This window comes from Ruegeria sp. CF2, assembly GCF_056537385.1.
In genome coordinates this window covers 286844-299792 of record NZ_JBQFRL010000004.1, presented here as the reverse complement: position 1 = coordinate 299792, position 12949 = coordinate 286844, and the positions used below count along the sequence as shown (strand labels likewise).

Genomic DNA, 12949 nt, shown 5'->3' with positions numbered 1-12949 from the left:
TGCCCGAGTCGTAAGGGATTGGCAGGCGGCGCGACTTGACTTCGATCAGGTGGTCAAAAAAATGGCACTTCGGTTTGGCGGCCGTTCGCCCGGGATCAGCCGTCGGCCTCATCCATCAGCCGCCGCACCCAGCGCCCCGCCAGCCAGCTGGCCGGAACCCCAAGGGGCACGCACCAGATCAGCGCGCCCACCGGTGTCACGGCGCCGAACCCCAGCGCATGGACGATCAACCCGGCCAGAAACAGGTTGATGGCGACGGTCAGCGCCGTCGCCGGATACATCAGAAGGGCCAGTTTCCAGACCGGCCAGCGCCCGTCAGTGGCTGGTGCCTTCCGAGAAGGTGATCTTGTTCCAGACATTGTATTTCCCCGAAGGTTTGCGCATCGGCAGGCGTTTGATTTCCTCGAGCGTCTGCGCGTCATAGACGATCACCGCGCCGTCATCCTCCCAGATCGACACCAGCGCATGGGCGCCGTCGCGGGTGAATTCCACATGCGCCACGGTCTTGCCCGGCGCAGGCCGCAGGGTTTTGACGATCTCGAGGCTCTGCTTGTCGATCACATGCATCGCATCCTTGTTGGGGCCAAAGAACACGTCGGCCCAGACATAGGGCGAGTTCTCGTGGCTGCGCATGAAAAAGCCCGGGCCTTCGGTCTCGATCCGCCTGATCGTTTCCCAGGTGCCCATGTCGATGACCGAGATGGTGCCTTCGGTCAGGTGCGGCGTGGCCATCACCGTGGTGCCACCCCGTTCCCAGGTGATGCCCGAGCCCAGATGCGGCATGCCGGGCAGGTCCAGATCCGCCACTTTCTGCCCGATAACAAGGTCGATCACCTGACCGCCCTTGCCATCGCGCGACGCGCCCATGACGTATTCATAGCTCTGGTCGAAAAAGAAATCGTCCAGATAGTCGGGCGTGGTGATCTTGCGGACGGGGAAGGGGTCGGGGTTCTTGAACTGCCCCTCGATCCGGAAATCATGGCCCAGCCCGAATTGCGGCGGGTTGTCGCCATAGAACACTTCCCAGATCTCGGGCACGTCCTTGAGCGCCAGCACGAAGCTTTCGCGCGGCGGGGCCTGGTACACGGCCGAGACCCGGCTGGGCTTGCCCTTCTTGCCCTTGACCTCGACCACCCTGGCCACCGACAGATCCTCGGTCGACAGCAGGGTCAGGCTGTTGGGCAGATAGTTCGCAACGGCCAGCCACTTGCCGTCGCCCGACATGGCGATGTTGCGGCTGTTCAGGCCGGCGCGGATGCGGCCCACCTGTTTCAACGCCCAGATGTCGTATTTCTGCACCCAGCCATCGCGCGACATGATGAATACATAGCGCCCGTCGGGGCTGAACTTGGGGCCGCCATGCACGGCAAAGGGGGTTTCGAACCGGTCCAGAACCTCGAACGTGTCGCCGTCCAGAACGCTGACATGGTGATCGCCGGTTTCCACCACCAGCGTGATGTTCATAGGGTCGCTGTCCCAAACCGGCGCATCGACCGGTGCGTAATCGGCATCCAGAGTACGGCTGGCCATGATCTGTTCGGCATCCCATTCGGGGTCCACCTCCAGCGGAGATTTCAGCCAGCCCGCCAGTTCCTCGATCTGCAGCGCGTCGAGTTCGTGTGCGAAGGCGGGCATTTGGGTGGCCGGGCGCCCCTCGGCGATGACGGCGGCTACGCGGGGGCCGCGCATGCGTTTGAGCGTTTCGGGGATCAGCGCCGGGCCGACGCCGCCCAGCCGCGCCTCGCCATGGCAGCTGGCGCAATGTTCGGCGTAATCTGATTGAGCATCCGCCCAAGCCGTTCCAGCTAGCAACACCGAGCACAAAGTACCGAATTTGAGTGCCTTAAAAGAACTGATGCGCCGGATCATGGCTTTTCCCCCGGAAAGGCGTGACCTGCAGGCGCTCGCCCGCGCCGTCCACGCCGATTTCGTCATTGGTCAGGTAGCAGGCCGGGTCTTCGGCCCACGGATCGCCGGTCAGTTGCAGGGCCCGGATGCGGGTATTGCCGCCGCAGACATCCTGCAACCGGCAGGTGCCGCACCGCCCCTTCAACGGGCGCGGCCGCGTGCGCAGCAGGGCCAGCATCGGGTCATCGCCGGACCACAGCTCGGAGAACGGAGTGAGCTTGACGTTGCCGACCGTGTAGTCCGACCAGTAGGTATCGGGATGGACGCGGCCCAGATTGTCGATATTGGCCACGCCCAGACCGCTGGAATTGCCGCCCCAATGGGCCAGGTGTTCGCGCACATGCGCGACGGCGCCGGCGTCGAACCGGGCGGCGGCCCAGTTCAGAAAATACCCGGCATCGGCGTCGTTGTTGCCGGTCACGATGTCCAGCGGGCGCCCGCCCGAGGCAGCCTCCCATGCGCGGTCCAGCAACAGGTCGAGCCCCTGCCGGGTGCGCTGATGTTCCGCGTCCTCGCCCCGGTTCTTGTCGCCACGCCCGGCATAGACCAGATGCGAGAGATAGAACTTGTCCACCCCCTCGTCGTCGCACAGTTTCAGAAGGTCGGGCAGGTGGTGCTGGGTGCCTTCGGTCAGGCAGAACCGAAGACCCACCTTGATGCCGCGCTTCTTGCATTCGCGCACACCGCGCAGGGCGTCATCAAAGGCGCCCTCGACACCGCGGAACCAGTCATTCGTGGCCCCGATCCCGTCGAGCGAGATGCCGACATAGTTGAAACCCACGTCGGCGATCATGTCGGCCGTTTCGTCGTGGATCCGCGTGCCGTTGGTCGACAGGGCCAGCATCGGCACCAGCTGACGCGCGCGCCGGGCGATGTCAAAGAAATCGAACCGGTCCAATGGCTCCCCGCCCGAGAGGATCAGGGCCGGGACGCGAAACTGGCCCAGATCCTCAAGGGTGACCATGGCTTGCTCGTGGCTGAGCTCGCCCGGGAAGGCCACATCCGCAGACACGGTGTAGCAATGGCGGCATTTCAGGTTGCAGCGCCGGGTCAGGTTCCAGATCACCACCGGCTTCACCGGTCCGGGGCGGCGTTTGCGCACCGGCGTCGGGTTGACCAGCTGCTGCATGTATTCGGTCAGGCGGAACATTGGTCTCAGCCTTTCGCTTTCAGGCGCAGCCCGGTTTTCTTCAGGATGCGCGTGGAATAGAGGATGTCGCTGCCCCGGCAGGCCGATCCAAGGATTGCGGCTATCTGGCCGCGTTTCTGTTCGACCTCGTCGGGCGAGCTGCCATGAACCATGGCGAACAGGTTGTAGGGCCAGTCGGGCAGGGCGCGGGGCCGTTCGTAGCAATGGGTGACGAAGGGTAGCGCTCCGATATGGGCGCCGAGTTCGCCGATCAGGTTGTCCTGCACGTCCCAGACGGTCATGCCGTTCGATGTCATGCCCAGCTTGTAGTGGTTGGGGGCCGCAGCGATCCGCCGGATTACCCCGCGCGCTTTCAGCGCGGCCAGCCGGTTCAGCAGGGTGGCTTCCTCGATCCCCAGATCGTCGGCGACCTGCGCATAGGGCGTGGGCACCAGGGGCAGCCCGCCCTGCAGCGCCTCGATGATCCGTCTGTCGGTTGCGTCGATCATGCTGCCACCCGGAAGCCGATGAAAAATTCCTGCAGTTTCGGGAACCGGTGAACCGTGAGTCCCGTCTCGCGTTCGATCGCGTCGGCCGTGGCGGTGATCGCCTCGGGCGTTTCGGTCGCCAGAACGAACCACATGTTCAGCCGGTGCGTGCGTTCATAATTATGCGCCACCTCGGGGTGCGCATTGACTTTGGTCAGGACGGTTTCAAACTCGGCCTCGGGCACCGCCATGGCGCACAGGCAGAAATCCCCGCCCATGGCGGCGGCGTCGAAGAACGGGCCGAACCGGGTGATGATCCGGTCGGCCTTCATCCGCGCCAGCCGGTCCAGCAGGTCCTGCTCGGTGATCCCCAGCTCGGCCGCCACATCGGCATAGGGGCGGGGGGTCAGCGGCAGGTCCTCCTGCAGGCGGTTCAGCAGGCGGCGGTCGGTGTCGTCCAGCGGGGTCATGCGGCGGCCTCTTTTGGTTTGATCAATGCGCCGGTCTGTTTGAAGCAGCGGGTCGAGAACAGAACCTTTTGCGCGGCGCCCTCCAGTTCGGGCAGGGCGGCGGCGCCGGCTAGGATGCCCCGCGCCTCGCTGCGCGACCGGGCGTGGATCATGGAATAGAGCCGATAGGGCCACACGCCCTCGACCGGCTGGCGTTCATAGCACAGGGTCACGCCGGGATGCGCGGCCAGTGCGGGGCCCGCGTGGTCGATCCGCTCGGCGGGCAGGTCCCACACGACCATGGCGTTGGCCGACCACCCCAGCGCCCGATGCCGCACGATGACCCCCAGGCGCGAGATGACGCCGGCCCTGTGCAATACCCGGATGCGGTCCATTACGTCCTCAGAGGTGCGGTTCAGGGACCGGGCCAGCGCCGCATAGGGGTCGGCCATCAGCGGCAGCCCCGCGCTGAGCGCCTGCAGGATGTCGCGGTCGCCTTGCCGCAGAACACTTCGGTCGACCGCACGCGGCCGTGGCACGCGGCGCGAACAATCGGACATGCGAAAACCCAGATCGACGTTGAACGGGCGGACCAGCCGCAGGTCCAGCACGCGCAGCCCGGTGCGGTCGCTGATCCGGGCCACGGTGGCGTCCACATGTGCCCGGTCGGGGCCAGTGGCTACGAACCACAGGTTCCAGTCATCCTCGCGCTGGTAATTGTGGTTCACGCCCGGCTCGGCGTCGATCAGGGCGGCGATCTGTTCCACCTTGTCCTCGGGCGCGGCAACGGCGGCCAGGGTGCTGGCCGAGGCCACGCCGGGCGCGACCGTTGCGCCGACGCGGGTGATGCGCCCGGCAGCGCGCATGCGGGCGAGGCGGTCGATCACCTCGGCCTCATCCAGCCCCAGCGCCGCGGCCAGCACTTGGAACGGCCGGTCGGCAACGGGAAAATCGCGCTGCCAGTCATCCAGCAGCCTGCGGTCGATCGGGTCGGTGATATGGCACATCGCTTACAACCCCGTTCTGTGCGCACGCGCGGTGAAGAAGATGCCCGAGGGGCTGTCGGCTGGGATTTCCCGCAGCTTTTCAAAGCCTTGGGTGTCATAGACCATGATCTTGTTGGCATCGCGCACGCTGATCCAGACCTCGTGCCCACGCGGGGTGAACTCCATGTGCAGCACCGCCGGGCCGGGTTTGAACTCGTGGATGACCTGTTTGCTGACCGTGTCGATCACCTGGATCGTGTCGTTCAGCGGGTGGGCGAAATTCACCCAGACCTGCCGGCCGTCGGGCCGCGCCATGGCAAAGACGGGCTGGCCATACGTCTGGGTGCGCCCGGTTTCCGTGAGTGTGTCGGCATCGACCCAGAGCACCTGGTGATGGCCGACGGCCGGCAATACGAATTCGGCGCCCGTATGCGCCCAGCCTTCCAGATGGGGCATCTTGTAGACGGGCATTTCCTGTTGACCGCGCCCATAGCCGGGCAGCACCCGGATCGGTTCGGGGGTGTCTGCCCACAGGTCCAGCGCGGTCAGCCCGTCCTGCCCGAACAGGCCGGTGATGTAGGTGCGGCCATTGGCGGTGATCAGCGCGTCATAGGGGTTTTTGCCCATGTCGGTGATCTTGGTGATCTGCGGGTCGTTGCCGCGCGCGAAATCGGCGATCCAGGTTTCGCCCTTATCCCACATGGTGAACACGAAACGGCGGCCGGGCGCATCGACCAGGCCGATGGTCTTGCTGCCGGTGGGGATGTCGGCCACCAGATCCAGCGTGTCGGCGTCAAAGACGTGCACCCCGCCGGGTTCATAGTTCGACACCGCCACCAGCGTGCCGTCGTCAGAGATCGCCCCGCCGATGGCGTTCCCGGCCTGCACGACGCGCTTGGCGATCTGACGGGTCACGATATCGACCTTGGTCAGCCCGCCGTCGCGCCCGAACACATAGGCGAAGCGTTCGTCGGGCGAATAGACCAGCGAGGCATGGGACAGATCGCCCAGTCCTTCGATCCGGGCCAACGCGGCGCGGTCGGACTGATCGACCAGCAGGACCGAGCCGGTGGCCCGTTCGATCACCAGCCCCAGGTCTCCGGTGGCGGTGGGTTCGGCATGGGCTGCGGTCATCAGCAACGAGGCCGCGAGGCCAAGGACAAACTGTTTCATTGGGCCTCCGGTTTCAGCAGATAACGGGCGATCCATTCGGCTTCTTCCTCGCTGATGAGGGGCCGCCAGGGCGGCATGGCCGTGTCGGGGATGCCGTCCAGGATTACGCCGGTCAGGATTTCGGGGTCATAGTGCTGCAGGTTTCCGGCCCGCAGATCGGGGCCCAGCCCGCCTTTCAGGGTCAGGCCGTGGCAGGACCCGCAATCCTGATGCACCAGACGCTTCAGCGCGTTGGGGTCCAGCGTGTCGGCGGCAAAGGCTGAGGTGGCCACCAGCACGGCGGCGGTCAGCACCGCGCGCCCGGGCCAGTCCCGGCGGGCCGGTTCAATGGGCAGAGTCCTAGCCATGAGCGTGCTCCAGCAACTCGGCAACCGGCCGTTCGGCATAGAGCGACACGACCTTGCCGATGATGAACAGGGTAGGGGCGGCCAGACCGGCCGCGCGCACGTCGGCGGCGACACGGTCCAGACGCGAGACAAGGCGGCGTTCGTCCGGGGTTGTCGCCTTGCCGACGGCCAGGACGGGGGTCGTTCCCGGCAGGTTCTCGGTCATCAGGCCCATGGCGATCTGGCCAATATTGGCGACGCCCATGTAGATGACCAAGGTGGTGTCAGGGTCCGCCAGGCGCTTCCAGTCGAGGTCCAGCACCTTATCGGCCTGACGATGGCCGGTGACATATTGAACCGAGGTGGCCAGCCCGCGATGGGTCAGCGGCACGCCGGTCGAACAGCTTGCCCCCTGCGCCGCGGTGATGCCGGGCGCGTATTCAACCGCAATGCCATGGTCCATCAGAAACGCCGCCTCTTCCGAGCCGCGGCCAAAGATCATCGGATCGCCCCCCTTGAGGCGGGCAACCCTGTGGCCCGCGCGGGCCTGTTCCAGCAGGATCTGGTTGATCCGGTCCTGCGGCACGGTATGGCATTTGGGCGCCTTGCCCACGGGGATCAGCCGCGCACCGGGGGCGTGCATGGCCAGGATCTCCTCCGAAACCAGACGGTCGTAGACCACCACATCCGCCTCGCGCAGCATGCGCAAGGCGCGCAGGGTCATCAATTCGGGGTCTCCGGGTCCGGCGCCGATCAGAAAAACCTTACCGCTCATGGTGCAATCTCGCTTGGTCTGAATGTCATCGGGACCCGGGTGTTCCGGTCGGTTCCGAGCGCGGACAGAGCGGCGGATCGGGACGTTGCTGGGATGGCCGGGCGTGTCATGGCCGCAGACTGGCGCATTCGCAAAGAGGCCTCCTTGACATAAGTTAAGGAGCGCGGGATTTGCGCCCGCGCTCCTTTAGTTTGCCTGTATGTCTGCCTGCGTTCAGGGCTCGACGGTGACCATGCCGACCATGTTCTGCGTTTCCCAATGCGGGCCGCACAGATAGTTCTGCGGGCCGGGTTCAAGGAACGTCATCTCGACCGATTCCTCGGGGAAGATGCGGTCGGATTCGGGCTGGCTGCCGTCCTTCAACAGCACCGAGTGGCTGGTGCGCTTGTCCACGTTGACCCAGCGCACCGTGGTGCCGGGCTTGACCGTGATCTGGGCCGGGCAGAAGTGGTACTTGTACATCAGCACCACCTCGGCATCCTGCACGGCGTCAGAAGGTCCGCCGAAGAGTTCGACATAGCGTTCCTCGGCCTCGGCGCAGATCTGGTCGGCTTCATCGGCCAGGGCCGGTTCGGCGGCAACAAGGGTCAGGACTGTGGTCAGAAGGGGCTTGGTCGTCATGGTCGCGTGTCTCCTCGGCCGTGGAAAAGGGGCCGTATCGCCGGCCCCTTTTCGTTACTGTTTGACCACGTTGATGTCGGCGCTGTCGTCATCCAGCGCGAGGCTGGTGTTCAGCGTGACGTGGTGGAACCGTGCGGCCGAGTGGTCATCGTGGATGGCAAAGCCCACCGTGTAGGTCTTGCCCGGCTCCAGCGGCACGTCGCCCGGTGCGCCCGAGTTCAGCGGCCGCGAGAACACCACCGTCCACATGCCGCCCGACAGGCTGGCCGAGGCCGAGATCTCGCCATCGTTGACCACGCGCTGTTCCAGCAGATAGCCATTGGTGGCGCTGCCGTCGGCATAGACGCGCATCAGGTCAAGGAATGTGCCGTCCTGCAGGTATTGCGCGATCTGCTCTTCGGCCTGCAGCTTGTCCCAGCCGCCTAGCGGCTTGCCGCGCCGGCCTTTGACTTCGACCTCGGTGCGGCTTTCGCTGATGTACTTGGTGACGGTGTCCTTGGCCGTCAGGCGTGCGGCCACGTCCGGGTTGGCGGCGATGGTTTCGGCATCGGGCGCAAAGGGCATATAGGTGTTGTCGGCGTGGCACGAGGCCCAGCACCCCACCTGTTCGCCCAGCTCGATCCCGGTGCCGGTGATCATCATGGCGACCTTGATCGGGTTGTCCGGGTCCATCTTACCGCCGTCGACGAAGGGCGCGGGATTGTGGCCCGCATCCGCCCATTGCAGCCGGATATACAGGTTTTCGTCGTCATGCGCGGCCTGAACCGTAGCGTCGATCACCCCGCGCTTGCCGGGGATGGGGGTCGGTTCGAGATCACCGCCAGCGACGATCTTGTTGCCGATCGCGTCCAGCTCCTTGGCGTGGCAGGTCGAGCACTGGTCGCCACCCTTGGTCAGAGGGCGTGCGCCACCGTGGGTCTTGCCGTTCTGCACCCATTCGAACGAAGCCTGTCCCGGATAGAACAGTTTCAGATCGGTGCTGGCCACGTCGTTCCAGTCGATGTTGCCACCAACGTCGCTGCCGCCCGAGGCCGCGGCGTCGGTTGCGGTGCCATCGGCCTTGGCGCGTTCCTCGGCCAAGGCGGTGTCGACCGCTGCAGCGATCTGCGCCTGCACCGCCTCCTGCTGGGCTTTGCGGGCGGCTTTCTCGGCTTCGGCCTCGGCGGCCTCCTTGGCTTCGATCCGCTCCAGGCTGGCCAGGTATTCCGGCGGGATCGGACGGGCGAAGGCCGGGTTCGGGGCTTCGAGCTCTTCCAGAAAATCTTCGGGTGCGCGGTCACGGATGTTCGAGTGTGCGATACCCTTGTGGCAGTCGATGCAGGTCTGGCCCACCTCCATCGCGTTCAGGTGCTGCTGCCGCGCGCGTGGCTTCTGGAACTCGGGCATCATCGACTCGAAATCGTGGCAGTTGCGGCACTCGCGCGAGTCGGTCTTTTTCATCCGCTGCCATTCGTTCATGGCCAGATGGATGCGCTTGGCCTCGAATTTCTCGGGCGTGCTGATCGAGCCAACCATCTTGCCGTACAGCTCTCTCGAGGCTTTGATCTTGCGGATGATCTTGTGCGTCCAGTCCTTGGGCACGTGGCAGTCCGAACAGACCGCGCCCACGCCCGAACGGTTCACGTCATGGATCGTGCCCTTGTACTCGGTGTAGATATAGTCGCGCATCTCATGGCACGAGACACAGAATTTCTCGGTGTTGGTGGCTTCCATGGCGGTGTTGAACCCGCCCCAGAAGATGATGCCGGCGACAAAGGCCGCGGCAATGCCGGCCACGGGCATTCCCCACAGGAAATACCGGCGCCAGATCGGTTTTTTCTTTTCCGGTTCGGACTGGGTCATGTCCAGGCTCCGTTTTGGCTGTCATGTCTGGCCTTGGGTGTCAGGCCGGTTGGAATGGCGGTTGGGATGCCGGGCAGGGCGCCACGGACAAACGTGGAAAGGGCGGGCGAGGGGCCCGCCCTTTCCTGTGCTTGCTGCCAACCCGTCAGGTGACGTGGTTCGAGCGGTTGTAGACGTTGAACTTGCCGGTCGGCGCATAGAGCCCGTCGATGCGGCCGATCTCTTCCAGCGTCTTGGCGTCGAAGATCACGATCTGACCGTTGGGTTCCTTGGAGTCCGACAGGTTCCACTTGGAGACCCAGACCTCGGTGCCGTCGGCATTGAATTCAAAGTGAACGGCGGCACTGCCTTCGTCCTCGGTGATCTGGATCGTTTTCACGATCTCGCCGGTCTCTTTCGAGATGACCTGCACCGACTGCTGGATTTCCGGCTCGGGGTGTTTGGTCTGGTCAGCCCAGATGTAGTCCGAGTTCGGGTGGGTACGGACAAACAGGCCGGGGCCGTCCGTCTCTACTTCGTAGCAGACCTTCCAAGCCTGATCCGGGTGGCCTTCGGGGTCGTTGCCCCAAACGGTCACGGTACCCACACCCAGGTGGGTCGTGCCGGCAACCGGTCCACAGTTCGGATCGACCCAGTTTGCGCCCGGTCCGGGGTGCGGCAGGGCAGCGGTGTCGATCATCGCCTCCAGCTTGTGGGTTTCGGTATCGACGACCACCATTTTGTTCGACGCGTTTGCGGCGATCTGGAAATAGCGGCCCGTCGGGTCAAAGAACCCGTCATGCAGGAACTTGGCGCTGTCGATCTTGTCGATGCGCAGGTTGTCGAGGTCTGTGTAATCGACCTGCCACAACTGGCCCAACTCTTTCACGGCGACGATCCAGGTCGGTTCGTTTGGTGTCGTGTAGATCGCGGCCACGCGGCTTTCTTCGACATAGTCGCCGTCCACGTTCACGCCGCGGGTCGAAACGACCTTGAGCGGTTCCATGGTTTTGGCGTCAACGATCGCGAAGTGCGGCGGCCAGTAACCACCACCGATGACGTATTTGCCATCGCCGGAAACTGCGACGTCGCGGGCGTCATAGGCGATCTTGACCTCCGAGACCAACATCTTGTCCGGCGTCTGCCAGAGGTCGATTTTGGTCATCTTGCCGTCGCGACCCATGGTGTACCAGAAACGGCCGGGATGTTCCGGTTCGGTCAGGCTGTGGTGTTCGGACGCTTTCAGAACGTGCACGGCATAGCCGGTGGGGATGTGGGTCAGCACCTCTTTGGTGTCGCCGTCGATTACGGCCACCTTGCCCACGTCACGTTCGATGACGACGAAGAAGTTCTCCCAGTTGCGACCGTGCAGCGGCTCGGTCGGATAGTCTGCCTCTTCGACATAGACCTTGCGGGTCGCCTTCATCTGTTCCAGCGACATTTCCGGCGGCTTGGGCGGGTCCATCATGATGTAGGTCGCCATGTCGCGGATCTGCTCCTCGGTCATGATGTCCGAGAAGTTGTTCATACCGCCTTCGGTGCCCCACGCGATGATCTTTTCAAGGCGCTCCTGGCCCAGTTGCAAGGTGCCGCCTTCGGTCACGGTGCCGTCGGCTGCGGTTTTCTTCCAGTGTGGCTCGAGGTTCTTGCCGGTGGCGCCCTTGCGCAGCACGCCGTGGCAGCCGGCACATTGTTCGAAGTAGAGCTGTTTCGAAGCCTCGAAGGCTTCGTCGCTCAGGGTTGGCTCTTCGGCGAATGTCGGAGCAGCGACGCTGCCCAACAATATGGCCAGACCGACCCTGAAGGCGCGGCCGGTGGTGTAATGGCTGATTCCAAGTGACATGATCACTCTCCGTTTGCTGGTGAGGCAGGCCGGACACTGCGCCGGGATGGGCGTCTTCTCCTTGACGAAAGTCAACGGAGGGGGCGTTCAGAGGGAAATGGGGTGGAAAAAAGCCATGAAAATAAGTGCTTTTTGGGGTCATGTTTTCGCCGACGCTTGATTTTGGTTAAGGGGCGCGGGTCCGCCGGTTGCTAGTGCTTGGCCATCGAACAGCTTGGCCAAGGAGAGCAGGCATGCCATCGGCAATCACGCGCGTTATGGGTGAGGGGTTCCGGGTCTTTTTTCTGTTTGCAGGTCTTTACGGCGTGTTTGCCGGTCTGGCCTGGGGAGGGTGGCTGGCAACGCTGGCAGGGATCGAAATATGGACCGAGGCGCCCTATGCCATGAGCCCGCCGATGTGGCACGCGCACGAGATGATTTTTGGTTATGCCAGTGCCGCACTGGGCGGGTTCTTTCTGACCGCAGTTCCCAACTGGACCGGCGCCCCCGAGGCGCGGCGCTTGTTTATTGCCGCTGCAGCGGCGCTGTGGTTGGCCGGTCGCGTGGCACTGTGGTTTTCGGGTGTGATCGACCCGGTGATTGTCGCGGTGCTCGATCTCGCCTTCGTGCCGGTTCTTGCGGCCAAGATCGCCACCCAGCTGATCCGGCGACCAAAACCGCAGAACATGATCTTTCTTCTGTTGCTGGCCTACATCTGGGTGTCCAACCTGTTGACCCATCTGGACTGGATCGGTGTGACAGCCGGAACCCTGGATGTCGGTCTGCGCACAGGTTTGCTGGCCTTGTGTTCCATGATCGCCATTCTGGGAGGTCGGATCACTCCGGCCTTTACGCGCAACGCAATGAAGCGCGCAGGCGTGCCCGAAGCTGACTGGCCTGTCAGTCGTGATTGGATGGAAAAAAGCAACATGGTGCTGGCCCTGCTGCTGCCCGCTGCGATGCTGATCTTCGGGGCCGGGTACGCGGTCGCGATTTTGGCACTGGTCCTCGGAGTGATACAGGGCTTGCGCCTGTCAGGTTGGCGGGGGGCTTGGGCGCTCCGGCAGCCGATCCTGTTTGCGCTGCATCTGGCCCTGGGGATGCTGGGCCTTGGCTTGGTTCTGTGGGGAATGAGCCTGTTGGGCTTCGGCAGTGAACTTGGTGCGCTGCATGTGTTGGGCATCGGCTGCGTCGGCGGGATGACCCTGGCGGTCATGAGCCGCGCGGCGCTTGGCCATAGTGGCCGGGCGCTGGTCGCCCCCGCGCCGGTGGTCGTCGCCTATGGCGCGATGGCTCTGGCCGCGATTTTGCGCTGGATTGGGTCCGGGTTGGACGCGCAATTTCTGACCGCCATGCTGGTCGCCGACGGGCTGTGGATCAGCGCGATGGCGCTGTATGTGGTGGCGATGTGGCCGGCCTTGGTGGGTCCGCGTGCGGTACCGTCCTGAGCG

13 protein-coding genes are annotated in these 12949 nt (G+C 64.2%); 1 reads left to right on the top strand and 12 read right to left on the bottom strand.

What is annotated here, in order from left to right; genetic code table 11:
* Positions 1-95: 95 nt before the first annotated feature.
* The 12 genes from ACR0IR_RS16970 to ACR0IR_RS16915 all read right to left on the bottom strand — a co-directional run bounded on the left by ACR0IR_RS16970 (position 96) and on the right by ACR0IR_RS16915 (position 11519).
* Positions 96-359 carry a hypothetical protein gene (locus ACR0IR_RS16970; RefSeq protein WP_170359679.1) on the bottom strand — a complete coding sequence of 88 codons (264 nt, stop codon included), beginning with the start codon at positions 357-359 and terminating at the stop codon, positions 96-98.
* Complete coding sequence (locus ACR0IR_RS16965) at positions 316-1869, bottom strand: nitrite reductase (protein WP_170366059.1); 1554 nt, start codon at positions 1867-1869, stop codon at positions 316-318. Before ACR0IR_RS16965 ends, ACR0IR_RS16970 begins: the two co-directional genes overlap by 44 nt.
* Entirely contained in the window at positions 1844-3058 is a 1215-nt protein-coding gene (gene nirJ / locus ACR0IR_RS16960) for a heme d1 biosynthesis radical SAM protein NirJ (protein WP_170366057.1), read from the bottom strand. The genes ACR0IR_RS16965 and nirJ overlap by 26 nt, the downstream gene beginning before the upstream one ends.
* Before the next feature lie 5 nt (positions 3059-3063).
* Positions 3064-3546, bottom strand: coding sequence for a siroheme decarboxylase subunit beta (ahbB, locus tag ACR0IR_RS16955; RefSeq protein ID WP_170366056.1), 483 nt, complete (start codon positions 3544-3546; stop codon positions 3064-3066).
* On the bottom strand, positions 3543-3995 hold the full coding sequence (locus ACR0IR_RS16950; RefSeq protein ID WP_170366054.1) for an Lrp/AsnC family transcriptional regulator: 453 nt from the start codon (positions 3993-3995) through the stop codon (positions 3543-3545). Before ACR0IR_RS16950 ends, ahbB (ACR0IR_RS16955) begins: the two co-directional genes overlap by 4 nt.
* Entirely contained in the window at positions 3992-4981 is a 990-nt protein-coding gene (ahbB, locus tag ACR0IR_RS16945; RefSeq protein ID WP_170366052.1) for a siroheme decarboxylase subunit beta, read from the bottom strand. The genes ACR0IR_RS16950 and ahbB (ACR0IR_RS16945) overlap by 4 nt, the downstream gene beginning before the upstream one ends.
* Positions 4982-4984: 3 nt before the next feature.
* Complete coding sequence (locus ACR0IR_RS16940) at positions 4985-6133, bottom strand: cytochrome D1 domain-containing protein (RefSeq protein ID WP_170366050.1); 1149 nt, start codon at positions 6131-6133, stop codon at positions 4985-4987.
* Positions 6130-6480, bottom strand: a complete 351-nt coding sequence (locus tag ACR0IR_RS16935) for a c-type cytochrome (RefSeq protein ID WP_170391604.1) — start codon at positions 6478-6480, stop codon at positions 6130-6132. Before ACR0IR_RS16935 ends, ACR0IR_RS16940 begins: the two co-directional genes overlap by 4 nt.
* Positions 6473-7234 (bottom strand): uroporphyrinogen-III C-methyltransferase, encoded by a 762-nt coding sequence (gene cobA, locus ACR0IR_RS16930; protein WP_170366048.1) that lies wholly within the window; start codon positions 7232-7234, stop codon positions 6473-6475. The genes ACR0IR_RS16935 and cobA overlap by 8 nt, the downstream gene beginning before the upstream one ends.
* A 213-nt stretch (positions 7235-7447) precedes the next feature.
* On the bottom strand, positions 7448-7855 hold the full coding sequence (locus ACR0IR_RS16925; protein ID WP_170366046.1) for a cupredoxin domain-containing protein: 408 nt from the start codon (positions 7853-7855) through the stop codon (positions 7448-7450).
* Positions 7856-7909: 54 nt separating this feature from the next.
* Entirely contained in the window at positions 7910-9697 is a 1788-nt protein-coding gene (locus ACR0IR_RS16920; protein ID WP_170366044.1) for a NapC/NirT family cytochrome c, read from the bottom strand.
* Between the two features lie 145 nt (positions 9698-9842).
* Positions 9843-11519 carry a cytochrome D1 domain-containing protein gene (locus ACR0IR_RS16915; protein WP_170366043.1) on the bottom strand — a complete coding sequence of 559 codons (1677 nt, stop codon included), beginning with the start codon at positions 11517-11519 and terminating at the stop codon, positions 9843-9845.
* Positions 11520-11752: 233 nt separating this feature from the next.
* Between ACR0IR_RS16915 and ACR0IR_RS16910 the strand changes: the two genes are divergently transcribed.
* Entirely contained in the window at positions 11753-12946 is a 1194-nt protein-coding gene (locus ACR0IR_RS16910) for an NnrS family protein (RefSeq protein ID WP_170366042.1), read from the top strand.
* The last annotated feature ends 3 nt before the right edge of the window (positions 12947-12949 follow it).

Excerpts from the sequence above, each read along its gene's own strand:
- ACR0IR_RS16970 (WP_170359679.1), bottom strand. The coding sequence starts at position 359 with ATGTCTGGAACAAGATCACCTTCTCGGAAGGCACCAGCCACTGACGGG.
- ACR0IR_RS16965 (WP_170366059.1), bottom strand. The coding sequence starts at position 1,869 with ATGATCCGGCGCATCAGTTCTTTTAAGGCACTCAAATTCGGTACTTTG.
- nirJ (WP_170366057.1), bottom strand. The coding sequence starts at position 3,058 with ATGTTCCGCCTGACCGAATACATGCAGCAGCTGGTCAACCCGACGCCG.
- ahbB (WP_170366056.1), bottom strand. The coding sequence starts at position 3,546 with ATGATCGACGCAACCGACAGACGGATCATCGAGGCGCTGCAGGGCGGG.
- ACR0IR_RS16950 (WP_170366054.1), bottom strand. The coding sequence starts at position 3,995 with ATGACCCCGCTGGACGACACCGACCGCCGCCTGCTGAACCGCCTGCAG.
- ahbB (WP_170366052.1), bottom strand. The coding sequence starts at position 4,981 with ATGTGCCATATCACCGACCCGATCGACCGCAGGCTGCTGGATGACTGG.
- ACR0IR_RS16940 (WP_170366050.1), bottom strand. The coding sequence starts at position 6,133 with ATGAAACAGTTTGTCCTTGGCCTCGCGGCCTCGTTGCTGATGACCGCA.
- ACR0IR_RS16935 (WP_170391604.1), bottom strand. The coding sequence starts at position 6,480 with ATGGCTAGGACTCTGCCCATTGAACCGGCCCGCCGGGACTGGCCCGGG.
- cobA (WP_170366048.1), bottom strand. The coding sequence starts at position 7,234 with ATGAGCGGTAAGGTTTTTCTGATCGGCGCCGGACCCGGAGACCCCGAA.
- ACR0IR_RS16925 (WP_170366046.1), bottom strand. The coding sequence starts at position 7,855 with ATGACGACCAAGCCCCTTCTGACCACAGTCCTGACCCTTGTTGCCGCC.
- ACR0IR_RS16920 (WP_170366044.1), bottom strand. The coding sequence starts at position 9,697 with ATGACCCAGTCCGAACCGGAAAAGAAAAAACCGATCTGGCGCCGGTAT.
- ACR0IR_RS16915 (WP_170366043.1), bottom strand. The coding sequence starts at position 11,519 with ATGTCACTTGGAATCAGCCATTACACCACCGGCCGCGCCTTCAGGGTC.
- ACR0IR_RS16910 (WP_170366042.1), top strand. The coding sequence starts at position 11,753 with ATGCCATCGGCAATCACGCGCGTTATGGGTGAGGGGTTCCGGGTCTTT.